Source organism: Sinorhizobium fredii USDA 257 (genome assembly GCF_000265205.3).
In the GTDB taxonomy this organism is placed as follows: Bacteria; Pseudomonadota; Alphaproteobacteria; order Rhizobiales; family Rhizobiaceae; genus Sinorhizobium; species Sinorhizobium fredii_B.
Window position 1 is genome coordinate 6,161,040 of sequence record NC_018000.1, and the last position, 23,961, is coordinate 6,185,000.

General features: G+C 64.3%; 22 protein-coding genes (1 of these 22 cut by a window edge). 8 read left to right on the forward strand and 14 right to left on the reverse strand.

What is annotated here, in order from left to right; translation table 11 throughout:
* Nucleotides 1–94: 94 nt before the first annotated feature.
* From coaA to hisB, 7 genes are read right to left on the reverse strand one after another with little or no spacing between them, the layout of a single operon-like run.
* Nucleotides 95–1,090, reverse strand: coding sequence for a type I pantothenate kinase (gene coaA, locus USDA257_RS28835; protein ID WP_014766527.1), 996 nt, complete (start codon nt 1,088–1,090; stop codon nt 95–97).
* Entirely contained in the window at nt 1,087–1,410 is a 324-nt protein-coding gene (locus USDA257_RS28840) for a phosphoribosyl-ATP diphosphatase (RefSeq protein WP_014766528.1), read from the reverse strand. Before USDA257_RS28840 ends, coaA begins: the two co-directional genes overlap by 4 nt.
* Nucleotides 1,411–1,422: 12 nt before the next feature.
* Entirely contained in the window at nt 1,423–2,199 is a 777-nt protein-coding gene (gene hisF, locus USDA257_RS28845; protein ID WP_014766529.1) for an imidazole glycerol phosphate synthase subunit HisF, read from the reverse strand.
* A gap of 4 nt (nt 2,200–2,203) precedes the next feature.
* Nucleotides 2,204–2,941, reverse strand: coding sequence for a 1-(5-phosphoribosyl)-5-[(5-phosphoribosylamino)methylideneamino]imidazole-4-carboxamide isomerase (hisA, locus tag USDA257_RS28850; protein WP_014766530.1), 738 nt, complete (start codon nt 2,939–2,941; stop codon nt 2,204–2,206).
* Between the two features lie 29 nt (nt 2,942–2,970).
* The gene (gene hisH, locus USDA257_RS28855; RefSeq protein WP_014766531.1) at nt 2,971–3,621 is read right to left on the reverse strand and encodes an imidazole glycerol phosphate synthase subunit HisH; all 651 of its coding nucleotides are present in this window, start codon (nt 3,619–3,621) and stop codon (nt 2,971–2,973) included.
* Entirely contained in the window at nt 3,621–4,097 is a 477-nt protein-coding gene (locus tag USDA257_RS28860; protein WP_014766532.1) for a DUF2628 domain-containing protein, read from the reverse strand. Before USDA257_RS28860 ends, hisH begins: the two co-directional genes overlap by 1 nt.
* Before the next feature lie 25 nt (nt 4,098–4,122).
* A complete protein-coding gene (gene hisB / locus USDA257_RS28865; protein ID WP_014766533.1) occupies nt 4,123–4,731 on the reverse strand; it encodes an imidazoleglycerol-phosphate dehydratase HisB in 609 nt (202 codons plus the stop codon).
* A 293-nt stretch (nt 4,732–5,024) separates the two neighbouring features.
* Here hisB and hslV point away from each other — a divergent pair, with 293 nt between their 5' ends.
* The 7 genes from hslV (at nt 5,025) to USDA257_RS28900 (ending at nt 14,719) form a co-directional block, all read left to right on the forward strand.
* Nucleotides 5,025–5,582, forward strand: a complete 558-nt coding sequence (gene hslV, locus USDA257_RS28870) for an ATP-dependent protease subunit HslV (protein WP_014766534.1) — start codon at nt 5,025–5,027, stop codon at nt 5,580–5,582.
* The gene (locus tag USDA257_RS28875) at nt 5,572–6,093 is read left to right on the forward strand and encodes a GNAT family N-acetyltransferase (RefSeq protein WP_014766535.1); all 522 of its coding nucleotides are present in this window, start codon (nt 5,572–5,574) and stop codon (nt 6,091–6,093) included. The genes hslV and USDA257_RS28875 overlap by 11 nt, the downstream gene beginning before the upstream one ends.
* Nucleotides 6,090–7,394, forward strand: a complete 1,305-nt coding sequence (gene hslU, locus USDA257_RS28880) for an ATP-dependent protease ATPase subunit HslU (protein WP_014766536.1) — start codon at nt 6,090–6,092, stop codon at nt 7,392–7,394. The genes USDA257_RS28875 and hslU overlap by 4 nt, the downstream gene beginning before the upstream one ends.
* Before the next feature lie 192 nt (nt 7,395–7,586).
* Nucleotides 7,587–8,537 (forward strand): DUF1402 family protein, encoded by a 951-nt coding sequence (locus tag USDA257_RS28885; RefSeq protein WP_014766537.1) that lies wholly within the window; start codon nt 7,587–7,589, stop codon nt 8,535–8,537.
* 112 nt (nt 8,538–8,649) lie between these two features.
* Nucleotides 8,650–10,050, forward strand: a complete 1,401-nt coding sequence (locus tag USDA257_RS28890) for a cytochrome P450 (protein WP_014766538.1) — start codon at nt 8,650–8,652, stop codon at nt 10,048–10,050.
* A gap of 319 nt (nt 10,051–10,369) precedes the next feature.
* Complete coding sequence (locus USDA257_RS28895) at nt 10,370–12,373, forward strand: hydantoinase/oxoprolinase N-terminal domain-containing protein (RefSeq protein WP_014766539.1); 2,004 nt, start codon at nt 10,370–10,372, stop codon at nt 12,371–12,373.
* A 174-nt stretch (nt 12,374–12,547) separates the two neighbouring features.
* Complete coding sequence (locus USDA257_RS28900; RefSeq protein ID WP_014766540.1) at nt 12,548–14,719, forward strand: malate synthase G; 2,172 nt, start codon at nt 12,548–12,550, stop codon at nt 14,717–14,719.
* A gap of 72 nt (nt 14,720–14,791) precedes the next feature.
* Here USDA257_RS28900 and USDA257_RS28905 read toward each other — a convergent pair whose 3' ends face one another.
* Nucleotides 14,792–15,466, reverse strand: coding sequence for a L,D-transpeptidase (locus USDA257_RS28905; protein ID WP_014766541.1), 675 nt, complete (start codon nt 15,464–15,466; stop codon nt 14,792–14,794).
* 174 nt (nt 15,467–15,640) lie between these two features.
* On the opposite strand from USDA257_RS28905, the gene USDA257_RS28910 reads away from it, so the two are divergent.
* Nucleotides 15,641–16,183 (forward strand): MmcB family DNA repair protein, encoded by a 543-nt coding sequence (locus USDA257_RS28910; RefSeq protein ID WP_014766542.1) that lies wholly within the window; start codon nt 15,641–15,643, stop codon nt 16,181–16,183.
* On the opposite strand, the gene USDA257_RS28915 is transcribed toward USDA257_RS28910, so the two are convergent.
* From USDA257_RS28915 to USDA257_RS28940, 6 genes are all read right to left on the reverse strand, one after another.
* On the reverse strand, nt 16,184–16,765 hold the full coding sequence (locus USDA257_RS28915; protein WP_014766543.1) for an ActR/PrrA/RegA family redox response regulator transcription factor: 582 nt from the start codon (nt 16,763–16,765) through the stop codon (nt 16,184–16,186).
* Nucleotides 16,766–16,849: 84 nt separating this feature from the next.
* Nucleotides 16,850–18,142, reverse strand: a complete 1,293-nt coding sequence (locus tag USDA257_RS28920) for an ActS/PrrB/RegB family redox-sensitive histidine kinase (protein ID WP_014766544.1) — start codon at nt 18,140–18,142, stop codon at nt 16,850–16,852.
* Nucleotides 18,143–18,220: 78 nt separating this feature from the next.
* Entirely contained in the window at nt 18,221–20,683 is a 2,463-nt protein-coding gene (hrpB, locus tag USDA257_RS28925; RefSeq protein WP_014766545.1) for an ATP-dependent helicase HrpB, read from the reverse strand.
* On the reverse strand, nt 20,680–21,345 hold the full coding sequence (locus tag USDA257_RS28930) for an ATP-binding cassette domain-containing protein (RefSeq protein ID WP_014766546.1): 666 nt from the start codon (nt 21,343–21,345) through the stop codon (nt 20,680–20,682). The genes hrpB and USDA257_RS28930 overlap by 4 nt, the downstream gene beginning before the upstream one ends.
* Complete coding sequence (locus USDA257_RS28935) at nt 21,346–23,064, reverse strand: ABC transporter permease (RefSeq protein WP_014766547.1); 1,719 nt, start codon at nt 23,062–23,064, stop codon at nt 21,346–21,348.
* A protein-coding gene (locus USDA257_RS28940; RefSeq protein ID WP_014766548.1) for an ABC transporter substrate-binding protein crosses the window boundary here: on the reverse strand, nt 23,048–23,961 show its 3' portion. It continues 313 nt past the right edge of the window; the window shows 914 of its 1,227 coding nt (coding positions 314–1,227); its start codon lies off the right edge, out of view; the stop codon is at nt 23,048–23,050. Before USDA257_RS28940 ends, USDA257_RS28935 begins: the two co-directional genes overlap by 17 nt.

The following is a 23,961-nucleotide window of genomic DNA, read 5'->3' on the forward strand; positions in this document are numbered from 1 at the left end:
ACTTCGAAACGCTGGCAGTGCGGCATCGTAAGTCACTCCCCCTTGAGGGGAGGGGTTGGGGAGGGGTCTTCACTCCAGCGCCGAAGCTTTGCGCTCAAAGCTTCCTCAGCGCCACCGTCTGCGTCAGGTGATTGGGACCCTTCTGCAGGATGAGGTCGGCGCGCGGCCGCGTCGGCTGGATATTCTGGTGCAAGTTTTTCAGGTTGATGTTGTGCCAAAGGCCTTCGGCGATCGCCCGCGCTGCGTCCTCGCTGATCGTCGCATAGCGATGGAAGAAGGATTGCGGGTTCTGGAAGGCCGTTTCACGGAGCCGCATGAAGCGGCTCACATACCAGTTGTGGATCAGGCTTTCCTCGGCGTCGATATAGATCGAGAAGTCGAAGAAGTCCGAGACCATCGGGACGATCTTGCCGTCGGCCGGCAGATCGCGCGACTGCAGCACGTTGATTCCCTCGAAGATCAGGATGTCCGGTCGGTCGATGACCTGGAATTGGTCGGGGATGACGTCATAGGTCAGGTGCGAATAGGTCGGCGCCTTGACGTTCGGCCGGCCGGCCTTGATCGCCGAGAGGAAGCGCAGCAGCGCGCCGATGTCGTAGCTCTCCGGGAAACCCTTGCGATCCATCATGTTTTCGCGCTGCAGGTGCGCATTCGGGTAGAGAAAGCCGTCCGTCGTGATGAGATCGACCTTCGGGCTCGAGGGCCAGCGCGCCAGCAGCTCGGCGAGGATACGGGCGGTCGTCGACTTGCCGACGGCGACGGAGCCGGCGATGCCGATGACGAAGGGGGTCTTCGTCTCGTCCGACATGCTCAGGAAGCGCTTGCGCTGCTGGAAGAGAATCTGCGACGCTTCCACATGGGCGGAGAGAAGTCGCGACAGCGACAGATAGATGCGGCGCACCTCGCCGAGATCGACCGGGTCGTTGAGCGAGCGCAGCCGTTTGACCTCTTCTGCCGTCAGCGTCAAGGGCGTATCGGCGCGAAAGCGCGACCATTCCTGGGCGGAGAAGACGTGATAGGGCGAATATTCGCCCCCGGTGAGATTGCCCGGAATATCGACCGGTTCGATGTCTTTCGCGGCGATGCTCATGGATTCTGCCGGTTTGCCTTCTCCTGCAGGCCGGATTGGCTCGTTCGCCTGGCCAGTTCGCTCATCACATCCTGCAACGGGACGGCGGCGATGTTCAATACGACCATAAGATGATAGAGGAGATCGGCGCTCTCATCGATCAGATTCTCGCGGTCGCCACTGACCGCCGCGATCACCGTTTCGACCGCCTCCTCGCCGAGTTTTTTCGCCGCCTTGCGCTGTCCGGCCGCAACCAGCTTGGCCGTCCAGGAGTCTTCCGGCGCCGCCTTGGCCCGGGTCGCCACGATCGTCTCGAGATCGGTGAGGGTGAAAGCGCTCATCACGAAAATCCTTCAATCGAGGCGCATGGCGATGCCGCGCTCGGCCATGTAGCGCTTCGCTTCGCCGATGCTGTAGGTACCGAAGTGGAAGATGGATGCCGCAAGCACTGCTGTCGCATGGCCGTCGCGGATGCCTTCCACCATATGATCGAGCGTTCCGACGCCGCCCGAGGCGATGACCGGCGCACGCACCGCATCGGCAATGGCGCGCGTCAGCGCGATGTCGTAGCCGCTCTTGGTGCCGTCGCGATCCATCGAGGTCAAAAGGATTTCGCCGGCGCCGAGGTCGACGACCTTCCTGGCGAATTCGATCGCATCGATGCCGGTCGGCTGGCGCCCGCCATGGGTGAAGATCTCCCATCGGTCCGCTTCGCCCGCAGCCGAGACCTGCTTCGCGTCGATGGCGACGACGATGCATTGGTTGCCGAACTTGTCGGCGGCCTCGGCTACGAAACCCGGATTCTTCACGGCCGCCGTGTTGATCGATACCTTGTCGGCGCCGGCAAGCAGCAGCTTGCGAATATCCGATACCTGGCGCACGCCGCCGCCGACGGTGAGCGGCATGAAGCATTGCTCGGCGGTGCGGGCGACGACGTCGAAGATCGTCTCGCGATTGTCCGATGAGGCGGTGATATCGAGGAAGCAGAGCTCGTCGGCCCCGGCGGCGTCATAGGCTTTTGCCGCCTCCACCGGATCGCCGGCGTCGATGAGATCGACGAAATTGACGCCCTTGACGACGCGGCCGTCCTTAACGTCGAGGCAGGGGATTACGCGGGCTTTCAGCGTCATCGGTTCATCCCTTTCGCGCGGCGCGGATCAAGGCCAGCGCCTCTTTCGGATCGATCCGCCCATCATAGAGCGCCCGGCCGGAGATCGCCCCTTCGAGCTTCTCGGCATCCGGCGCGGTCAAGCGGCGGATATCGTCCATCGAGGCGAGACCGCCCGAGGCGATGACCGGAATGGAAACCGCATTGGCGAGTTCCAAGGTCGACTCCCAGTTGATGCCGGTGAGGATGCCGTCGCGGTCTATATCGGTATAGATGATCGCCGAAACGCCGGCGCCCTCGAATTTCTTCGCAAGCTCGATAACCCCGAGCTCGGAGGCTTCCGCCCAGCCCTCGACCGCCACCTTGCCGCCCTTGGCGTCGATGCCGACCGCCACCCGGCCGGGGAACTTGCGGCAGGCCTCGATCACCAGCGCCGGATCGCGCACCGCGACGGTGCCGAGGATGACGCGCTTGAGCCCGCGCGACAGCCAGTTCTCGATATGCTCGAGCGTACGAATGCCGCCGCCAAGCTGCACCGGATTCCGGGTCGCCTTTAGGATGGCGTCGACCGCAGCGCCGTTCACCGTCTCGCCGGCAAAAGCGCCGTTCAGATCGACCACATGCAGCCATTCGAAGCCCTGTTCCTCGAAGGCACAGGCTTGGGCGGCCGGATCAGGGTTGTAGATCGTCGCCTGGTCCATGTCGCCGAGCTTCAGGCGCACGCATTGGCCGTCCTTGAGGTCGATCGCGGGGAAGAGAATCATGTGTTCGTCCGATCAGATGGCGGGAGCCTCTAGGGCTTCCAACGCAGGAAATTCGAAATGAGGGCGAGGCCGAGCGCCTGGCTCTTTTCCGGGTGGAACTGCGCCCCGGCCTTGTTGTCACTCGCGACGAAGGCCGTCACCGGACCGCCGTACTCCGTCTCGGCGATAACGTGCTCCGGGTCTGCGGCGGCGAGGTGATAGGAATGCACGAAATAGGCATGCAGTCCTTTCTCGCCGGTCGGAATGCCCTCGAAGAGCGCGTGCTGCCGGTTGAGCCGCAGCGTGTTCCAGCCGATCTGCGGGATCTTCAACGACGGGTCCCGGGGCGCCATCTCCACGACGTCACCAGGAATCCAGCCGAAACCCTTTGTGGTTGTCTTTTCCAGCCCGCGCGACGACATGAGCTGCATGCCGACGCAGATGCCGAGAAAGGGACGTCCTTCCGTCTCGACGGCCTGCACGAGCGCCGCTTCCATGCCGGCGACGGCGTCAAGGCCACGGCGGCAGTCGGCATAGGCACCGACGCCCGGCAGCACAATGCGATCGGCCGAAGCAACCCGTTCCGGCTTTTCCGTCAGGTCGATTTCGGCGGCGATGCCGGCTTCGCGTGCCGCTCGCTCGAAGGCTTTGGTGGCCGAGCGCAGATTGCCGGACCCGTAGTCAATGATGGCGACCCGCATCAGCGCTCTCCATAGGATTCAAAGAAGCCGACCCCGGCGGCATTTTCCGGCCGTCCGGACTTGGACCATTCGATCGACTGCAACGGAGTTGCGCCTTGATGGTGCGCCGTTGCTGCCGCGTTCGCGAAGTAGATCTCCACCGCCGTCTCGATGTTGCGGGCCGGAATGATCGAGCGAAGCGTCCAATCCTCGGCCGCGAGTTTCCGGGCGATGAAAAGCGGCCCTTCGAGCGATACCAGCAGACTGAGCGCCACCTGCATGGTCAACGCGGCGGCGAAGCCGCCGGGGAGCGTCGACACAAGAATTAACAGAATTTGCAAAACGGCAACGGAGATTCCGAGCAGCCAGGCCCGCTTGGCGATCAGCCAGAGCGCGGGGAAGAAGAAGGCTACCCAAGAAAAACCGTCGGCGATGAACCGCGCCCTTTCGTCGTCGGCCGGTGCGCCGGGCGGGGTCATGATCAGATAGGAGGCCATAAGTCTTCAGCCAGTCTTGGCCGGCTCAGGCGAGCGTGCCCTTCGTCGAGGGAACGCGTCCAGCCTGGCGCGGGTCGATTTCTGTTGCCGTGCGAAGCACGCGGGCGACGGATTTGAAGCAGGTCTCGGCAATGTGATGGTTGTTGGCGCCGTAGATGTTTTGCACATGCAGCGTGATGCCGGCGTGCTGGGCGAGCGCCTGAAAGAATTCGCGCACCAGCTCGGTGTCGAAGGTACCGATCTTCGGTGAAGTGAAGGTCACGTTCCAGACGAGAAACGGCCGGCCGGAGACATCGACGGCGGCGCGCGTCATCGTCTCGTCCATGGCGAGGTCGAGCGAGGCGTAACGGGTGATGCCGCGGCGATCGCCGAGCGCCTTGGCAATCGCCTGGCCAATGGCAATGCCGGTATCCTCGACGGTGTGGTGATCGTCGACATGGAGGTCGCCTTCTGTCTTGATCTCCATGTCGATCAGCGAATGGCGCGCGAGCTGGTCGAGCATATGATCGAAGAAGCCGACGCCGGTCGCAATCTTCGAGACGCCGGTACCGTCGATTTTGACGGAGACGGACACCGCCGTTTCGTTCGTCTTTCGCGAAACCTGGCCGGAGCGGCTCAGCGTCACGTCTGCCATCAGGCTCTCCTGTCTGCACTCGATAGACCGGAGCGGATGCGGGCGGCAGAACGCCTTCCGCCGCCTCGACCCGTTCCAGAGCCGCTGCATATCAGGCGGGGCGCCAAATATCCAGAACCGCGACGGAGATTCGATCGGTGCCGAGCGACAGGCGCGAACCCGCGTCAAAGTGGCCGGTAGGGGTGATTTGAGCCGCGCATTTGCAATCGCGTCGCGCTAACTTACATAGGCCTCAAGCAACCAGGTTCTTTCGGGCAGCAACGCCTCGTATGCCGGGGCCGACAGGTATTTTGATGAGCGAACACAATCCCTATGGAACGATGCATGCCACCACCATCATCACGGTGCGCAAGGACGGCAAGGTGGTGATGGCGGGCGACGGCCAGGTGAGCCTCGGCCAGACGGTGATGAAGGGCAATGCGCGCAAGGTCCGGCGCCTCTCGAAAGGCGACGTGATCGCCGGCTTCGCCGGCGCGACGGCGGACGCCTTCACGCTTCTGGAGAGGCTCGAGGCGAAACTCGAGCAATATCCCGACCAGTTGATGCGGGCGGCCGTCGAACTTGCCAAGGACTGGCGCACCAACAAGTATCTGCGCAATCTAGAGGCGATGATGCTGGTCGCCGACCGATCGGTGACGCTGGCGATCACCGGCAATGGCGACGTGCTCGAGCCGGAGCACGGGACGATCGCCATCGGCTCGGGCGGCAACTACGCCTTTGCGGCCGCCCGCGCCCTGATGGACAGCGACAAATCGGCCGAAGAGATCGCCCGGCGCGCGCTCCAGATCGCCGGAGACATCTGCGTTTATACCAACCACAATGTCGTCATGGAGACGCTGGATGCCGGCTGACTGGGCAGATGTCAGCTTCGAGCCGGTGGCCGAGCGCCATCTGCCGATGCTGCTTGCCTGGCTTTCGGAGCCGCATGTCCGACAATGGTGGGGCGACCCGGATGTGGAACTCGGGCTGATCCGCGAGGGTTGCGCCAGCGGCGAGGTCGACGGGTTCGTCTTTCACGTGTGGGGCGAACCGGCCGGTTACATCCAGTCCTGGATCCCCTCGCAATATGACGAGGAGCCCTGGGCGAAGGATCTGGCGTCCGACACGCCCGGTGTCGATATCTTCATCGGGCCCCCTGAAATGACCGGCAAAGGCGTCGCGGCGCTCGCGCTCAAGGCCTTTGCCGGAAAGCTGTTCGAAAAGGGTGCCGCCCGGATCGTCATCGATCCGGATGCCGGCAACCGGCGAGCGGTCAGAGCCTATGCGAAGGCCGGCTTCGTGCCCTTCGCCGAATGGATAGACGAGTCCGGTCGGACCCTCCTGATGGAGCTGACGCGGACCGAGTTTGAGAGGAATTCATGACCACCTTTTCACCCAGAGAGATCGTATCGGAGCTCGACCGCTTCATCATCGGCCAGAAGGACGCCAAACGCGCCGTGGCCATCGCATTGCGCAACCGCTGGCGCCGCCAGCAGCTGAGCGACGAGCTGCGCGACGAGGTCATGCCGAAGAACATTCTGATGATCGGCCCAACCGGCGTCGGCAAGACGGAGATTTCCCGCCGCCTCGCCAAGCTCGCCGGCGCTCCCTTCGTCAAGGTGGAAGCCACCAAGTTCACCGAGGTCGGCTATGTCGGCCGCGACGTCGAGCAGATCGTCCGCGACCTCGTCGAGGTCGGCATCACGCTGGTGCGCGAGAAGAAGCGCGCCGACGTCAAGGCCAAGGCCCACCAGAATGCCGAAGAGCGCGTACTCGACGCGCTGGTCGGCACGACGGCGTCGCCGGCGACACGCGATTCCTTCCGCAAGAAGCTGAGGGCCAACGAGCTCGACGACAAGGAGATCGAGGTCGATATCGCCGAAATCGGCGCGCCCGGCGGCTTCGAGATCCCGGGCATGCCGGGTGCCAATATCGGCGTCCTGAACCTGTCGGAAATGTTCGGCAAGGCGCTGGGCGGCAGGACCAAAAAGGTCAAGACGACGGTCAAGGATTCCTACGAGCTCCTGGTCAACGACGAATCCGACAAGCTGCTCGACAATGAGCAGATCCAGCGCGAGGCGATGGCGGCGGCGGAAAACGACGGCATCGTCTTCCTCGACGAGATCGACAAGATCGCCGCCCGCGACGGCGGCATGGGCGCCGGCGTTTCGCGCGAAGGCGTCCAGCGCGACCTGCTGCCGCTCGTGGAAGGAACGACGGTGGCGACGAAATACGGGCCGGTGAAGACGGATCACATCCTCTTCATCGCCTCCGGCGCTTTCCACGTGTCGAAGCCGTCCGATCTGCTGCCCGAGCTGCAGGGGCGCCTGCCGATCCGGGTCGAGCTGCGCGCCCTGACCAAGGAGGATTTCCGCCGCATCCTGACTGAGACCGAGGCGAGCCTCATTCGCCAGTACAAGGCACTCCTGGAGACGGAGGGCGTGGCGCTCGACTTCACCGAGGATGCGATCGACGCGCTCGCGGAGGTCGCCGTGCAGCTCAACGCCAATGTCGAGAACATCGGCGCCCGACGCCTGCAGACGGTGATGGAACGCGTCCTCGACGAGATCTCCTTCAACGCGCCCGATCGCGGCGGCGATACGCTGATGATCGACGCGGACTATGTCCAGAAGCATGTCGGCGATCTTGCCGCCAATACCGACCTGTCGCGCTACATTCTGTGACGCCGGCGCTGCACTCGCCCGCAAAATAGCGCTGGTCACCGCATCGTGGGGCGCCTGTCACTCGACAGGCGCCCATATATTTTCTAGAGCGAACGCTGATCGGTCGAAAACGGGGCATTATTCCGACATGATTGTGCCCTAGGTGGCCGCGCCCGGACGAATCGGGGCCCCAGCTTCACAGGAAAATTGAACGTGCGCCTTACCGCCTGCCTGCTTCTTCTCGCCACGCTTTGCTTCTCCGCGGCGCAACCGGCCGCGGCCGAGATTCGCGTGGTCCCGGAAGGCAACCGGCACGTCGAGCAGCCGCGCGTTCCCGGCGCTTCCCTTCGCCGCACCAAGGCTGGCCGGACCTCCTTCGACGCGAAATACGAGAAGGTGCGCGATTTGCTCGCCAGCGACCGCAATCTCGTCGCGAAGATCAAGTCGATCGCCGCCGCCTACGGTATCGCGCCGATCCACATGATCGGCGCCATCGTCGGCGAGCACACCTACAATGTCGACGCCTATGACCGCCTGCAGGCCTACTACGTCAAGGCGGCCGCCTATGCCGGCAACAGCTTCCACTTCGGTTACGACGGCGAATCCGTCGATGAATTCGTCAAGCGTCCGCAATTCGCCGACTGCGCCGGCGAAAAGTCCTCTTACGCGCTGTGGAGCTGCCGCGAGCGGATCTGGGACAGGGAGTTCCGCGGCCGGTCCGTCGGCGGACAAACTTTCCCGAACAACCGCTTCAGCGCCGTCTTCTTCCAGCCTTTCTTCGCCGGCCAGACCTTCGGCCTCGGCCAGATCAATCCGCTCACCGCCTTGATGCTGACGGACATGGTATCGCGCGTGTCCGGCTATGATCGTCTCGGCGAGAATAATGCCGGCGCCGTCTACGAGGCGATCATGGATCCGGATGTCTCGCTCGCCTATATGGCCGCCTCGATCCGGCATTCGATCGATGCCTACCGGTCGGTCGCCGGCATGGACATTTCCCACAACCCTGGCCTGACTGCGACGCTCTACAATGTCGGCAGCCCGGACGAGCGCGCCGCTGCACTTGCGGCGAAGAATGCGGGCGGCGAGGTCCACTGGCCGGAAGAAAACTATTATGGCTGGCTGGTCAACGACAAGCTCACCGAGCTCGAGACCTTGCTTTAGGCGGCGGCAGAGCGTCGGACCCCATCCGTATCTCGATCGCGCTTCACGTGAATCATCTTCTTGATTGCGCCGTAAAAAACTGAAACGGTAGGCGGTCAGGAAAGGCATCGACATGGACACGCGACCGGAGCCCTTCGAGCCGCCCGCGCCCGTCCCGCGCACCCACATTCCTTCGCGGCTCGAGATCATCCGCACGGTGCTGCGCAATCCGCTCGAACTGTGGGGCGAGCCCTCCTATACGCTTCCCTGGATCGAGACGAAGTTCATTAACCAGCGGACATTGATCGTCAACGATCCGGGACTCATCCGTTACATTCTCGTCGAGAATGCCGCCAATTACGAAATGTCGAATGTCCGGCGGCTGATCCTCCGCCCCATCCTGCGCGACGGCCTTTTGACGGCGGAAGGCGAGGTCTGGAAGCGATCGCGCAAGGCGATGGCCCCGGTCTTCACGCCCCGCCACGCGAAAGGCTTCGCCGGTCAGATGCTGAGCGTCTCGGAGCATTTCGTCCAGCGCTACGAACGTGCCGCTTCCGAGCCCTTCGTCTCCAATGTCGCCGTCGACATGACCGAGCTTACCTTCGAGATCCTCGCCGAAACGCTCTTCTCCGGGGAGATCGCCGTCGCAAAGGAAGGCTTTGCCGCCAATGTCGAGGAACTGCTGCACCGGATGGGCCGTGTCGATCCGATGGATCTTCTCGTGGCGCCGCCGTGGGTGCCGCGTCTCACCCGTATTGGGGGTCGAAAGGTGCTCGAACGCTTTCGCGGCGTCGTGTCGGAGACGATGGCGCAGCGCCGGCAGCGCATGGCGGAGGGGCCGGACAAGGTTCCGAACGATTTCCTGACGCTGCTCCTGCAGCTCGAGAGACCGGAGGGACTTTCGACCTCCGAGATCGAGGACAATATCCTGACCTTCATCGGCGCCGGTCACGAAACGACGGCCCGGGCGCTCGCCTGGACGCTCTATTGCATCGCCAATACGCCGGCCTATCGCCAGACGATGGAGCGCGAGATCGATTCAGCGCTGGCAAGCGGCGCCGAACCGGTCGAGTGGCTCGAACGGATGCCGCATGTGCTCGCCGCCTTCGAAGAGGCGCTGCGGCTCTACCCGCCGGCGCCTTCGATCAATCGCGCCGCGATCGAGGAGGACGCGTGGACGTCACCGGAAGGCGAGGTTGTCCCGATCCGCAAGGGCATATCAGTGCTGATCATGCCGTGGACGCTGCATCGTCACGCGCTCTATTGGCAGAAGCCGCGCGCCTTCATGCCCGAGCGCTTCCTTCCCGAAAACCGCGACAAGATCAACCGCTTCCAGTATCTCCCCTTCGGCGCCGGCCCGCGCATCTGCATCGGCGCGACCTTTGCGCTGCAGGAAGCAGTGATCGCTCTTGCCGTCTTGATGCACCGCTTCCGCTTCGACCTGACCGAAGCGACGCATCCCTGGCCCGTGCAGAGGCTGACGACCCAGCCGAGGGGCGGGTTGCCGATGATGGTATCGGTGCGGTCGGGGTAGCATATCCGGCTGGTCGGGTGGCATCCCCTCTGCCCCGCCGGGCATCTCCCCCACAAGGGGGGAGAACGGCAAGCCGCGGGCTCTCCGCCTTCTATCCCCGACAAACTCACCTCGTAGCAGGAGGGAGGAATGGCGCCTGGCGGTGCCTCTTTGATCTCCCCCCTTGTGGGGAGATGCCCGGCAGGGCAGTGGGGGTAAGCCTATCAGACTTTTGAACGTCGCTGTCACGCGATGGATTTTCGCGAAAGTATGCCCTATCACCGGACGATCCTGACCCCTGGCTTCCTCCCGATCCTAGAATAATGGACTTGAGCAGAAATTGACCTCGCATCTTCTTCTCGGCATCGATACTGGCGGCACCTATACGGACGCCGTTCTTTTCAGTGAAGCGGCGGGTGTCGTCGCCAAGGCCAAGGCGCTGACGACGCGGCACGATCTTGCCGAAGGCATTTCCGGAGCGGTGGAAGCCGTCCTGAAAAAGGCGCAGGTTCCGGCATCGGCAATCAGCCTCGTTTCGCTCTCGACGACGCTCGCCACCAATGCGCTCGTCGAAGGCCAGGGCGGCCGCGCCGGGTTGGTGATGATCGGTTTCGGGCCTGAGGATCTGAAGCGCGACGGCCTCCAGGAGGCGCTGGGGTCGGATCCGGTGATTTTCCTTCCGGGCGGCCATAACGTCCATGGCGGCGAGGCGCCGCTCGACATGAGCGCGCTCGACGAAGCACTGCCGACGCTTGCCACCGAAGTGTCGTCCTTCGCCATCGCCGGCTACTTCGCCGTGCGCAATCCGGATCACGAGAAACGGGTGCGCGAGCGCATCCGCGAAGTCTCGCATCTGCCGGTCACCTGCAGCCACGAACTGTCCTCCAAGCTCGGCGGTCCGCGCCGCGCGCTGACGACGCTCCTCAATGCCCGGCTGGTTTCGATGATCGACCGGCTGGTCGGCTCCTGCGAAGATTTCCTGAAGGAACGTGGCATCGACGTGCCGATGATGGTGGTGCGCGGCGACGGCGCGCTGATCTCTGCCGCGGAGGCAAGGCTGCGGCCGATCGAGACGATCCTCTCCGGGCCGGCCGCGAGCCTGGTCGGGGCGCGCTATCTGACCGGGCTCGAAAACGCCGTCGTCTCCGATATCGGCGGCACGACGACGGATGTCGCCGTGCTCGATGCCGGCCGCCCGCGGCTCGACTCGGATGGGGCCGTCGTCGGCGGCTTCCGCACCATGGTCGAGGCGGTCGCCATGCGCACCTACGGCCTTGGCGGCGATTCGGAGGTGAAGATCAACGATCGCGGCCTCAAAGCGAAGATCGATCTCGGCCCGCGCCGTTTCCTACCCTTGAGCCTTGCAGCGGCGCTCCATGACGATGCGGTGCTGTCGGTGCTCGACAAGCAGCTGCGGGCGACCCATGCCGGCCGCCACGACGGCCGTCTTGCCGTGCGCACCGGCCTGCCCGACCATCTGGCGAGCGGCCTTCAGCCGCAGGAGCAGGCCCTATACGACAGGATCGGTCCGGTGCCGTTGGCGCTCGCCGACCTTATCGTCAGCACGCCGCAGAAGGCGACGCTCGACCGGCTTGTCGCCCGCGGACTGGTGCATATCTGCGGCCTGACGCCGTCCGACGCGATGCATGTGCTCGGCAGGCAGTCGCAGTGGAATACCGACGCCGCGCTGCTCGGCCTGAAGATCGCTGCCCGGACCAAGGACGGCTCCGGCCAGCCGATCGCCGCCTCTGCCGAGATGCTGGCGAAAACGATCGTCGACCGGCTGGCGCGGCAATCCTCGGAGGTGATTCTCCAGGCCTGCCTTAACGAGGATGGTGCCGGCGCGATCGACCCGGCCTCCTCCCTCGCCGTCGATCGCGCGCTGAAGCGCGAGCCCGGCATCGTCCGCTTTTCGCTCGGCCTCGACCGGCCGCTCGTTGGCCTTGGGGCCTCGGCGCCGGTATATTATCCGGCGATCGCCGGGATGCTGGCGACTGAAGCGGCAATCCCGGCGGAAGCCGACGTCGCGAATGCCGTCGGCGCCGTCGTCGGCCAGGTGCGCGCCACCGTCACCGTCTTCGTGACGGCACCCGAGGAAGGCATCTTCATCGTCAACGGCGCGGGCGCGAGCGAGCGCTTCATCGACCAGGAGGAGGCCTTCGGTGTCGCCCGCCGCCGCGCCGAGACCATGGCGCTGGAGACGGCGCGTGCCAACGGCGCGGAGGAACCCGCCGCGACCGCTTGGGAGGAGATCGACGCTCCGGAGGTCGAGGGCGGCCGCAAGCTCATCGAGGCGCGTTTCATCGCGTCGGCGAGCGGCAGACCGCGGATCGCCCATCACTGATCTTTTCCAATTTGGAAATAATTCTTCGCATCCTTGCGGAATTGACAGGCAACGGGTTGATGGGAGACTGTCCGCGCGCGTGAGCGGGATGAGGAAAGGCGGAAAGCGCTTTTCCGCGTGCATCCTGCTCCTATTTATTGGAATCTGGCATAGAGACATTTCAGGAGCTGCCGAATGGACCGCGTTGAGAACAATGATCTGAAGATCGATGCGGGCCTTCACCGCTTCCTGGTCGACGAGGCGATGCCGGGCACCGGCGTCGATCCCGACCATTTCTTTTCCGCCCTCGCGGAACTCGTCCATGATCTCGCGCCGAAGAACCGAACGCTTCTCGCCAAGCGCGACGAACTCCAGGCAAAGCTCGATGCCTGGTACCGCGAACATGGTGCTCCGGTCGACCTCGATGCCTATCAGGCTTTCCTGAGAGAGATCGGCTATCTCCTGCCGGAGGGGCCGGATTTCTCGGTGTCGACCGCCAATGTCGATGCCGAAATCGCCACCATTGCGGGGCCGCAACTCGTCGTTCCGGTGATGAATGCCCGCTATGCGCTGAACGCCGCCAATGCGCGCTGGGGTTCGCTCTATGACGCGCTCTACGGGACCGACGCTATTCCCGATGCGGACGGGGCCGAGCGCGGCAGAAGCTATAATCCGGCGCGCGGTGCCAAGGTCATTGCCTGGGCACGGGATTTTCTCGACGCGAGCGTTCCGCTTGCCACGGGCCGCTGGAGCGAGGTCGCTGCGCTTGCGATCGACGGGCCTGCTCTTTCGCTGAGCTTGACGAACGGCGCCACGATGTCGCTTCGGAATCCGGCTCAGTTCGCCGGCTATTCCGGGTCCGCGGCGACGCCTTCCGAGATCGTCCTCACCCAGAACAATCTTCACATCGTCATCGTCCTCGATGCAACGACGCCGATCGGCAAGGCTGACCAGGCCGGCATTTCCGACGTCATCCTCGAATCGGCGATCACGACGATCATGGACTGCGAGGACTCCATTGCCGCGGTCGATGCCGAGGACAAGGTCGTTGTCTATCGAAACTGGCTCGGGCTGATGAAAGGCGACCTCGAGGAAGAGGTCGCCAAGGGCGGCAGGACGTTCACGCGCAAGCTCAATGCTGACCGCGTTTTCACCAGGTCCGATGGTTCGGCGCTGACGTTGCCCGGTCGTTCGCTGATGCTGGTGCGCAATGTCGGGCATTTGATGACCAATCCGGCGATCCTCGACCGTGACGGCCGCGAGGTGCCCGAAGGCATCATGGACGCCATGGTGACGGCGCTGATCGCTCTGCACGATATCGGCCCGAGCGGAAGGCGGGCAAACTCGCGCAGCGGCTCGATGTATGTAGTCAAGCCGAAGATGCACGGCCCGGAGGAAGTGGCCTTCGCCTGCGAGATTTTCGCTCGCGTCGAGGCGGCGCTCGGGCTTCCGGCCAATGCCATCAAGATGGGCATCATGGACGAGGAACGGCGCACCACCGTCAATCTCAAGGAATGCATCCGCGCCGCCCGCGAGCGGGTCGTCTTCATCAATACCGGCTTCCTCGACCGTACCGGCGACGAGATCCATACCTCGATGGAAGCCGGCCCGATGATCCGCAAGGGCGACATGAAGCAGGCGGCCTGGATCGGTGCCTACGAAAATTGGAATGTCGATATCGGCCTCGAGTGCGGCCTTTCCGGCCACGCCCAGATCGGCAAGGGCATGTGGGCGATGCCGGACCTGATGGCCGCCATGCTGGAGCAGAAGATCGCCCATCCGAAGGCCGGCGCCAATACTGCCTGGGTTCCCTCGCCAACGGCGGCGACGTTGCACGCCACGCATTATCACCGGATCAACGTTGCCGAGGTACAGGCGGACTTCAAGAGCCGGCCGCGTGCCAAGCTCGCCGATATTCTCTCGGTACCGGTGGCGGCGCGGCCGAACTGGACAGAAGAGGAGATCCAGCGCGAACTCGACAACAACGCCCAGGGCATTCTCGGCTATGTCGTGCGCTGGGTCGACCAGGGCGTCGGCTGCTCGAAGGTGCTCGACATCAACAATGTCGGTCTGATGGAAGACCGCGCGACGCTGCGCATCTCGGCGCAGCACATGGCCAACTGGCTGCACCATGGCATCGTCAGCGAGGCGCAGATCGTCGAGACGATGAAGCGGATGGCGGCCGTCGTCGACCAGCAGAATGCAGGCGATCCGCACTATGCGCCCATGGCCGGCCATTTCGACGAATCGATCGCCTTCCGGGCAGCGCTCGAACTGGTGCTCAATGGCCGCGAGCAGCCGAACGGCTATACCGAACCAGTGCTGCACCGCCGCCGCCTGGAGCTCAAGGCGAAACTGACCGCTTGAGCGATGATACTCTAAAAACGAAAGGGCCGCCGGCATCACCGGCGGCCCTTTCGTTTAGGCCCGTCTCTCAGCTTACTGCTGGACGACGACGCGTGCGTTTCGACCCGGCCGAACCCGCGAATAAAGGTCGATGATATCCTGGTTCATCAGGCGGATGCAGCCGGACGAGGCGGCGGTGCCGATCGAAGACCATTCCGGCGTGCCGTGCAGGCGGAAGAGCGTGTCCCGGCCCTCCTCGTTGAAGAGATAGAGCGCGCGTGCGCCGAGCGGATTGCTGATGCCGGGGCCCATGCCCGCTTCGACATATTTGGCGACTTCAGGCTTGCGCTCGGCCATCTCCTTCGGCGGGTGCCAGGTCGGCCATTCCTGCTTCCAGGCGACATAGGCCTCGCCTTCCCAGGCAAATCCGGCCTTGCCGACGCCGATGCCGTAACGCACCGCCTTGCCGCCTGGCAGCACGTAATAGAGGAAGCGATTCGGCGTGTTGACGACGATGGTGCCCGGCCGTTCCCTGGTGGCATAATCGACGATCTGGCGGTGGAAACGCGGGTCCAGGCGCTTGATCGGAATCGCGGGCAACGGATAGCCGTGGTCCTCGACGGCGCCATAATTGCTTGTAAAGATCTGATTCGTCGCGACTTTCTGGCCCTCGGGAGCAGAGCCTGCGGTGGACGTCGTTTGCGAGCAGCCGGCGATGAAGACAGTCGCCGCCAGACTGCACAAAAGGAGAGCGTTGCGGAAGCGCATGGGGGTCTCGTAAAAGGGAATCAGGAAACGCGGAAGCGTGCCCGGCCGTCAGCTTATTTGCGATTGCAGTGCACTGCGCAAGGGATTGGGCCGCCGCAATTCGGCCGAAATGTGCAAATTCCGTGACGATGGTTTTTTTGCAACAAGGGCTGTGACGGGAGCCGGAGTGGGACGATGACGATCCTATCGATCCATGGCGACAATCCGCTCGCCGACGGGCGCCAGTCGGAGCGGGCACTGAAGGTGCGCCGCGGCGTGCAGCGATTGTTCATGGAATTGCGCCACGCGGTGCTGCCGGAGCTGACGCTCGCCAGCGGCCGTCGCGCCGACCTGATCTCGATTTCTCCGAAGGGGGAGATCTGGATCGTCGAAATCAAGACGTCGATCGAGGACTTTCGGGTCGACCGCAAGTGGCCGGACTACCGCCTCCATTGCGACCGCCTGTTCTTCGCCACCCATGCGCAGGTGCCGCTCGATATCTTCCCGGAGGAATGCGGACTGCTCATCTCCGACGGCTATGAAGCCCATATGCTGCGCGAGGCGTCGGAGCATCGCCTGGCGGCGGCGACGCGCAAATCGGTAACGCAGGCCTTTGCCCGCACAGCGGCGCAGCGACTGATGCTCGCCGAGTGGGCGGCCGAGCGCAATGGCGAACTCGGCCAGTCGATCCGCGATATCGTCGGCGGGTCGCGCGATGCGGCGACCGAGGCGGAGTGATTATTTCGGTGCCCGCTTTGCCAGGATGCGCTGCAGCGTGCGGCGGTGCATGTTGAGGCGGCGAGCCGTTTCCGAGACGTTGCGTTCGCACATCTCGTAGACGCGCTGGATATGTTCCCAACGCACGCGATCGGCCGACATCGGATTTTCCGGCAGTTCGACGCGCTCGCCCTGGCGACGCACCAGGGCGGCGAAAATCTCGTCGGCATCCGCCGGTTTGGCGAGGTAATCGAGCGCTCCGAGCTTCACCGCGTTCACCGCCGTGGCGATATTGCCGTAGCCGGTCAGCACGATCATGCGGGTATCGTCGCGGCGGCCGCGGATCGCTTCGATGACGTCGAGCCCGCTGCCGTCACCGAGCCTCAGATCGATGACCGCATGTTTCGGCGGGTGCGACTTGGCCTTGGCGATGCCTTCGGCGACCGATTCGGCGATCTCGACCGCGAAGCCGCGTGCCTCCATGGCACGCGCCAGGCGGCGCAGGAAGGGCCCGTCATCGTCGACGATCAAAAGCGTTCTATCCGCTCCGATCAGTTCGGCATCTGCAGGGGTGGCATGGGCACCCGTCGATTTTTCGCTCATTCTTTCAATCCGCAGCCAAACCTGGGCAGTTTGCGCTGAAACTATGTGGGTTTTTCCCAGCAGTCTTCAATAAACTGCCAAAAATCATTTCGCCAGTTTCGTATCCATCAGCGCGCGCGGCCATTCGACGCTGACCCGGGCACCGGGACTATTTTCAAAACGGAGCCGGGCGCCGGACCGCTCGAGCAGCGTCTTGGCAATGAAGAGCCCGAGCCCGAGCCCTCCGGCGCTGTCTTCCTTCTGCCGTCGGGTCACGTAAGGTTCGCCGATTCGCGCGAGGATGTCCGGCGAAAAGCCGTCGCCATCGTCTTCGATCGTCACCTTGACGCGTTCCGCCGTGTGCTCGACCGTGACCGTCACCGCCTCCCGCGCATAGTCGACGGCATTTTCGAGAAGATTGCCGAGACCGTAGAGAATGCCCGCATTGCGATTGCCGACGGGCTCGGTGGCGCGGTCGCCTTTCTCCACAAGCTTGATCTGGATGCCGAATTCGCGATGCGGCGCCATCACCTCCTCGATCAGCGAGGAAAGCGGCAAGAGCCGCATATGTTCCTCGCTTTCGGAGGAAAGCGTCGTCAGGCGTTTCAGGATGTCGCGGCAACGCTCGCTCTGGCTTCGGAGCAGGTGGACGTCCTCGCCGAAGCGCGGGTCGTCGCCAAGCTCTCGCTCCATTTCCTTGGCGACGACTGTGATCGTCGCAAGCGGCGTGCCGAGTTCATGGGCGGCCGCCGCCGCGAGCCCGTCGAGCTGCGACAGGTGCTTCTCGCGCTGGAGCACGAGTTCGGTTGCCGTCAGCGCCTCCGAAAGCTCGCTTGCCTCGAGCGACACACGATAAGTGTAGAAGGCAGCGAAGGCCGTCATCGAAACGATCGCGAACCAGATGCCAGCGGTCAGCACGCGCGGAATCAACAGGACCGTGCCGGGATACCAGGGCAGCGGGAAGGGCGAGAAGGCGAGCGCGCTGACGCCAATTATCGCGAACACGGCGAGAACGATGCTGTGCGGCTTCGGCTGCGAGGCGGACGAGATGATCACCGGCACGCAAAGCAGCGGCGCAAACGGATTGGCGAGCCCTCCGGTGATGAAGAGCAGTCCCGTCAGCTGCGCCAGATCGAGGCCGAGCAGGACGAAGGCGGCCGCCGCAGTCAAGCGATGCGTCGGCGGAAAGCGAATGGTGAGAAAGACATTGAGCAGCGCCAGGCTGGCGATCAGCAGCGAGCAGAAAACGAGCGGCAGCGGGAACTGCAGCCACAGCGCCGTGACGATGACGGCCACGGACTGGCCGCCGACCGCCAGCCAGCGCAGCCGCACCAGCGTCTGCAGTCTCAGGCTTCGATTGCTGTTCAGTTCGTTGTGGTCGAGTGTCATCGTCGCCATGCTGCCTGCCGGTCCTCTCATGCGTACTTGGAAGTCTAGCGCGATCCGCGAAGGATAAACCAGCCCCAGGTCCTGAGCCTATGTGCCGCGTGGCTTGGCGCGCGTCGTCGGCAGGGCATTTGCCGGGTCATCCGGCCAGGGATGCTTGGGATAGCGGCCGCGCATGTCGGCGCGCACGTCCTTCCAGGAGCCCGCCCAGAAGCCCGGCAGGTCGCGCGTCGTCTGGATCGGCCGGTGGCCGGGCGAGATCAGTTCGAGCAGCAGCGGCAGCCGCCCGTCGCCGATCGTCGGATGCGCCTTCAGACCAAAGAGTTCCTGGACGCGGATGGAAAGCAGCGGCTCGTCGCCATCGTAATAAATCGGATGCCGCTGTCCGGTCGGCGCTTCGAAATGCGTCGGAGCGAGCCTCGAAAGATTGCGCTGCAGGTCGTAAGGAACGAGCGCCATCAGGCCTTCGGCAAGATCGCGGCCCTTGATCCCGTCAATGCCGCCGGCTTCCCCTTGAAAAGGAACGAACCAGTCGTCGAGGCGGGCGACGAGCGCCGCATCCGACATGTCGGGCCAGGGATCACCGATCGAACGGTGAAGGAAGCCGATGCGGTCGCGCAGTTGCGCCACGTCCTTCGGAAAGGGCACGGCAGCCAGTCCCAGCTGGCGAATGCCATCGGCGAGCGCCCGGGCGGCCGGCTCGCCGCGTGGCCGAGGCAGCGGCGTTTCGTCGAAGAGGATTGCTCCAAGCCGCGTCACCCGGCGGGCTCTGACTTGGCGGCTCGCCCGGTCGAAGACGCTCTGTTCCTCGGAGACGATCGCCTCGGGCATATGGGCTTCGACATCGGCCCTAGTGATTTCCGCCGCCGCCAGCACCCGCTGCGCTCCGGCTCTTCCCGTCAAATCGGCGATCACCAGCATCGTTGCTGCCGCCAGCCGCTCGGTCTCAGGCACCTCCGCGCCCCGTCCGTTCGCCATGACGAAGCGGCCGCGACCGCCGCGCTGCAGGGCGATTCGATCCGGGAAGGCGTGCATCAGCAGCGGTCCCGGCAAGGCAGGCCCGCCCTTTTCCTTTGACCCGCCAAGGTCGGCGGCCATGCGTCTGGCAAGCCCGCGTGCCGCCTCCGCCCGGTCGCCGCGCTCGTTCCGGAAGCGGCGCAGCCGATCCTCGATGTCGACGCTGTTGCCGCCGAGGCCCTGCTCGGTGAGCATCACGGCGATGAGGCAGGCCTCCGCAGCCGTCCCATCTTCTGCCGCCGAAACCGCCATCGCCGCCAGCCTGACAGGCAGCGCCAAGTCGCGGATCCGGCGCCCTCTCGGGGTCAACGCGCCTTGCGCGTCGAGCGCCCCCAGCTCGACGAGCAGGTGGCGGGCCTCAAGCAACGTCGCTTCCGGCGGCGGGTCGATGAAGCGAAGCGCCGAGGGGTCGGCAACGCCCCAATGGGCAAGATCGAGCAGCAGGCCGGAAAGATCGCTGGCCAGAATCTGCGGCGGCGTGAAGGGAGCAAGCGCCGCCGTCTGGCCGGGATGCCACAGCCGGATGGCGATGCCGGGCTCGGTCCGCCCGGCGCGTCCGGCACGCTGATCGGCCGAGGCCCGGGAGACGCGGACAGTCTCCAGCCGCGTGATCCCGGTCGAGGCCTCGAAGACCGGCAGGCGTTGCAGGCCGCTGTCGACAACGATGCGCACCCCGTCGATGGTGATCGACGTTTCGGCGATCGAGGTCGCCAGCACGATCTTGCGGGTGCCCTTCGGCGGCGGCCGGATTGCCGCGTCCTGCTCCTTCTGGCTGAGATTGCCATAGAGCGGCACGATCATCGTATTCTGGTCGAAACGCCCGGCGAGGCGTTCTGCCGTTCGGCGGATCTCGGCTTGGCCGGGCAGGAAGGCGAGAATCGAGCCGTCTTCGGACCGGTGTGCCTCGACGATCGTCCGGACCACCCCATCCTCGACGCTTTCATCGGTGCCTCTGCTCTCGTATCGAAGATCGACCGGATAGCTCCGCCCTTCGCTCTGAAGAACCGGCGCATCGCCGAGCAGTCCGGCGACGCGCTCGACATCGAGTGTTGCCGACATGACGACAATCCTCAGGTCGTCGCGCAGCGCCGATTGGACGTCGAGCGCCAGCGCCAGGCCGAAATCGGCGTCGAGCGATCGCTCGTGGAATTCGTCGAAAAGGACTGCCGAAACGCCGGTGAGCTCGGGATCGTCGAGGATCATCCGGGCAAAAACGCCCTCGGTCACCACCTCGATGCGGGTCTTCGCCGAAATGCGGCTGTCGAGTCGCATGCGGTAGCCGACCGTCTCGCCGACCTTCTCGCCCAGCAACTCTGCCATTCGGCCTGCCGCGGCCCGTGCCGCCAGTCGTCGCGGCTCGAGCAGGATGATCTTGCCGCCGTTCAACCACGGCTGGTCGATGAGGAAGAGCGGTACCAGCGTCGTCTTGCCGGCGCCGGGCGGCGCGGACAATACGACGGATGGCGATGCGCGGAGCGCTTCGGCAAGATCGGGCAGGATCTCGCGGACGGGCAGGGACGGAAGCTCGCCCATCATGCCTTCTCCTCCCCGCCGATTTCGATCACCCTGCCGCCCGCGGCCTCCGCATCGGCGCTATCGTGCGTGACGAGTATGGTGGGCAACCCCGCCGCCTTCGCCTTGGAAAAAACCAGTTCGCGCATCTGCTGCCTGAGGGACGCGTCGAGCTTCGAAAAGGGTTCATCGAGCAGAAGGAAGTGCGGCGCCGAGACCAGCACCCGTTGCAGCGCCACCCGCGCCTTCTGGCCGCCGGAGAGCGTTTCCGGATCGCGGTCGAAGAAACCGCCGAGCCCGACTTCGTCGAGCGACTGCTCGGCAAGTACGCGCCGCGCCTTATGTCCCTTGATCGAGGGGGGTATGGCGAACACGATGTTGGCGCCGACGGAAAGATGGGGAAAGAGCAGCGGATCCTGGAACAGGATGCCGGCGTGGCGCCGGTTGGCGGGAATATCCGTCACGTCTTGCTTGCCGATCAGCAACCGCCCGCCGGCGTCGAATGCCGGATCGAGGAACCCGCCCGCGAAGGCGAGCAACGCGGATTTTCCGGAACCGGAAGGCCCCATGATCGTCAGCACCTCGCCCGGCATCACGGTTGCCGAAACCGCAAGCAGGCTCCGCTCCGCCAGCCGGATCGTCACGTCCGAGAGCGTCAGGGGTCTTGTTTTGGCGATTTCTAGCATTCACGTCCTCATTGCCCGCCGGTTGCGGAATAGCAACTGGGGGCCAAGCGACGCAATGAGAAATGCCAGGAAGGGCAGGGAACCCTGGACGAGCGCATAGACGGCGATCACCCGCCGGTCGCCGCCGGAGGAAAGCGCCACCGCCTCGGTGGCGATCGTTGTCAACCGCCCCGCGCCGATCAGCAGCGTCGGAAGGTAAAGGCTTATCGACACGGAGAAACCGACGGCAAAGGCGGTGAGACAGGCCCGAAAAAGGAGCGGCAGACGGACGGTCAGCAGGGTTCGCAGCGCGGACTTGCCGAACCCGGCAGCGATCCTCTCAAAGCGCCGATCGAGTTCCCGCCAGGGTGCTGCGAGCGACAGCAGTACGTAAGGCAGGACGAACAGGAAATGGACCGCCAGCACGCTCCAAAAGGCTGGTTTTATGCCGGCCGAGATGAATAGGATCTGCAGACCGAAAACGAAGCTGATTTCCGGCAGCAGCAGGGGCAGATAGAGCAATCCGTAGCGCGGCCTGTTCCCGCCACGGTCTGCCGCGCCATTCCGATAGAGCAGCAGAATGGCGGAAAATAGGGCGAGCGCCGCCGCCGTCAGGGCGAGCGCGATCGTGCTTTGGAGCGCCGGCCAGAGCTGCGGCAGCGTGCGCAGCCAGATCTGCGGCGTGAGCGTTGTCGGCATCGCATCCGGAAACGGCCACAGCCCGGCGACCGACCAGAGGCAGAGATTTGCGATCCCGAAGAAGATCAAAGCGGCGCAGGCGGCCATCGTGAAAGCGGAGATGAGGCGCGGCGCGGCGTCCTTCTGTAGGCGCCGCCCTGAAGAGGTCAGCCGAATAAGGACGAAGCGACCAAGCCGTTCGATGAGGAGCCAGATCACCACCGCCGCAAGGGCGATGGCAAGCTGCAGCAGAGCGGCCGCCGAGGCGAGAAACCGTGCGCCGAGGTCGTGATCCGCCGTCCATTGGGCGATCCGCACCGGCAGTGTTGCAGGCAATTGCGGCCCGAGGATGAGGGCGACGTCGACGACGGAGACCGAATAGACGAGGACTGCGAACACGGCCAGGCGGATCTGACGGTAGAGGGCCGGCCAGAGGCTGACGATAAAGCCACTCAGGCGCCCATAGCCGAGCGCCGCTGTCAATTGTCTCGCTTGGCGAAGCGGGAGTTGCGGCAATGCGGCGAGCGCGACCAGGAAGAGGAAGGGAACTTCCTTGGTGATCAGCCCCGCGACCATCGACAGGCCGAGGGGATCATTCGGAACGAGCCATTGCGGCGGCCGTGTGAGGCCCGTTAGCTCCGGCGAAATCAGGCGAACGAGAAAGCCCGACGGCGCGACGAGGAAGGCCAGCGCAAAGGCGGCGGCCGCATGCGGAACCGCCAGCAACGGCGACACCAGGTGCTGGATGCGGGAGAAGGCCGGCGTTCCGGCGAACCCCGCCAGGAAGGTGCCCACGATCGCGACGGCGGCACAAGTCGTGGCAAGGCCCGCGGCTAGACCGGTGAGGCTGGAGCGCAGGATATGCGGCTGGCCGGCAAGCTCGGCAAAATGGCTAAGGCTGAACCGCGAGCCGCCGAGTGCCGGCAGATAGCCGAAGGCCGGCAGGATGATCCCTGCCAGGCCGGCCAGGATCGGCAGACCCAAAAGCAGGGCAAGAAGCATGTTCGCGCCAGGAGCGCGCGATCCTGCCTGCGGCGCTTTGATTCTAATTGGCCGCTCCATAGCGCCGAATCCATTCGGCCTCGATGCGCGTCATCCAGTCCGGATGCGGTTCGTCGAGAGCAGGCCCAAGTTCGTCGGGCTTCAGCGTAGCAATGCCGAGGTCCAGATTTTCGAAGGCGGAACGATCCTCGTCCGTAAGCTTTGCCAGCGAAAGAACGGTCGGGTCACCCCAGATCTTCGGATCCTGCTTGCGCAGTTGGGCTTCGGGCGAAAGCAGGAAATCGGCAAGCAGCAGCGCCCCGGCCTTGGCCGTCGCGTTATAGGGAATGGCAAGGAAATGCGTGTTGCCGAGCGTGCCGCCGGAAAAGACGAAGGAGCGCACCGTGTCCGGAAGCTCGCCATTGGCGATTGCGGACGAGGCTTCCGCCGGGTTGAAGGCGAAGATGATGTCGAGCTCGCCGTCGGCGAACTTCTGCTTCATGTCCGGATAGTTCTGCGGATAGGCTTTGCCCTGCCGCCACAGGAGTGGCGTCAGCTTGTCCAGATAGGCGAACAAGGGCGCGACATCCGCCGCGAAGGTCGCGTCGTCGACCGGTTTTTGCAGCATTGTCTTGTCATCGCTGAGCTCGATCAGCACCTGCTTCAGGAAGGACGTGCCGGTGAAGTCCGGCGGCTGCGGATACGAGAAGCGGCCCGGATTGGCCTCCGCCCATTTCCGGAGGCCCGCCGCAGAATCGGGCAGGTCGGCTTTCCGCGTTCGCGCCGAATCATGGAAGAACACGAGCTTGGCGCCGCCCCAGGGGCTTTCCAGTCCCTCTGTCGGAATGGTGAAATCCCTAAGCACCGTCGGTTTTGTCTCGTGATCGACATAGCGCCAGTTCGGCAGCTTCGTCGCCCAGCCGGGGCCGAAGAGAAGGCCTTCGCGCTTCATCGCGGCAAAATTCTCGCCGTTGATCC

What these genes read in the sequence shown, in the direction of transcription:
- coaA (WP_014766527.1), bottom strand. Translation starts at nt 1,090, where the DNA reads ATGAGCATCGCCGCGAAAGACATCGAACCGGTCGATATTCCGGGCAAT.
- USDA257_RS28840 (WP_014766528.1), bottom strand. Translation starts at nt 1,410, where the DNA reads ATGAGCGCTTTCACCCTCACCGATCTCGAGACGATCGTGGCGACCCGG.
- hisF (WP_014766529.1), bottom strand. Translation starts at nt 2,199, where the DNA reads ATGACGCTGAAAGCCCGCGTAATCCCCTGCCTCGACGTTAAGGACGGC.
- hisA (WP_014766530.1), bottom strand. Translation starts at nt 2,941, where the DNA reads ATGATTCTCTTCCCCGCGATCGACCTCAAGGACGGCCAATGCGTGCGC.
- hisH (WP_014766531.1), bottom strand. Translation starts at nt 3,621, where the DNA reads ATGCGGGTCGCCATCATTGACTACGGGTCCGGCAATCTGCGCTCGGCC.
- USDA257_RS28860 (WP_014766532.1), bottom strand. Translation starts at nt 4,097, where the DNA reads ATGGCCTCCTATCTGATCATGACCCCGCCCGGCGCACCGGCCGACGAC.
- hisB (WP_014766533.1), bottom strand. Translation starts at nt 4,731, where the DNA reads ATGGCAGACGTGACGCTGAGCCGCTCCGGCCAGGTTTCGCGAAAGACG.
- hslV (WP_014766534.1), top strand. Translation starts at nt 5,025, where the DNA reads ATGAGCGAACACAATCCCTATGGAACGATGCATGCCACCACCATCATC.
- USDA257_RS28875 (WP_014766535.1), top strand. Translation starts at nt 5,572, where the DNA reads ATGCCGGCTGACTGGGCAGATGTCAGCTTCGAGCCGGTGGCCGAGCGC.
- hslU (WP_014766536.1), top strand. Translation starts at nt 6,090, where the DNA reads ATGACCACCTTTTCACCCAGAGAGATCGTATCGGAGCTCGACCGCTTC.
- USDA257_RS28890 (WP_014766538.1), top strand. Translation starts at nt 8,650, where the DNA reads ATGGACACGCGACCGGAGCCCTTCGAGCCGCCCGCGCCCGTCCCGCGC.
- USDA257_RS28900 (WP_014766540.1), top strand. Translation starts at nt 12,548, where the DNA reads ATGGACCGCGTTGAGAACAATGATCTGAAGATCGATGCGGGCCTTCAC.
- USDA257_RS28905 (WP_014766541.1), bottom strand. Translation starts at nt 15,466, where the DNA reads ATGCGCTTCCGCAACGCTCTCCTTTTGTGCAGTCTGGCGGCGACTGTC.
- USDA257_RS28910 (WP_014766542.1), top strand. Translation starts at nt 15,641, where the DNA reads ATGACGATCCTATCGATCCATGGCGACAATCCGCTCGCCGACGGGCGC.
- USDA257_RS28915 (WP_014766543.1), bottom strand. Translation starts at nt 16,765, where the DNA reads ATGAGCGAAAAATCGACGGGTGCCCATGCCACCCCTGCAGATGCCGAA.
- USDA257_RS28920 (WP_014766544.1), bottom strand. Translation starts at nt 18,142, where the DNA reads ATGGCGACGATGACACTCGACCACAACGAACTGAACAGCAATCGAAGC.
- hrpB (WP_014766545.1), bottom strand. Translation starts at nt 20,683, where the DNA reads ATGATGGGCGAGCTTCCGTCCCTGCCCGTCCGCGAGATCCTGCCCGAT.
- USDA257_RS28930 (WP_014766546.1), bottom strand. Translation starts at nt 21,345, where the DNA reads ATGCTAGAAATCGCCAAAACAAGACCCCTGACGCTCTCGGACGTGACG.
- USDA257_RS28935 (WP_014766547.1), bottom strand. Translation starts at nt 23,064, where the DNA reads ATGGAGCGGCCAATTAGAATCAAAGCGCCGCAGGCAGGATCGCGCGCT.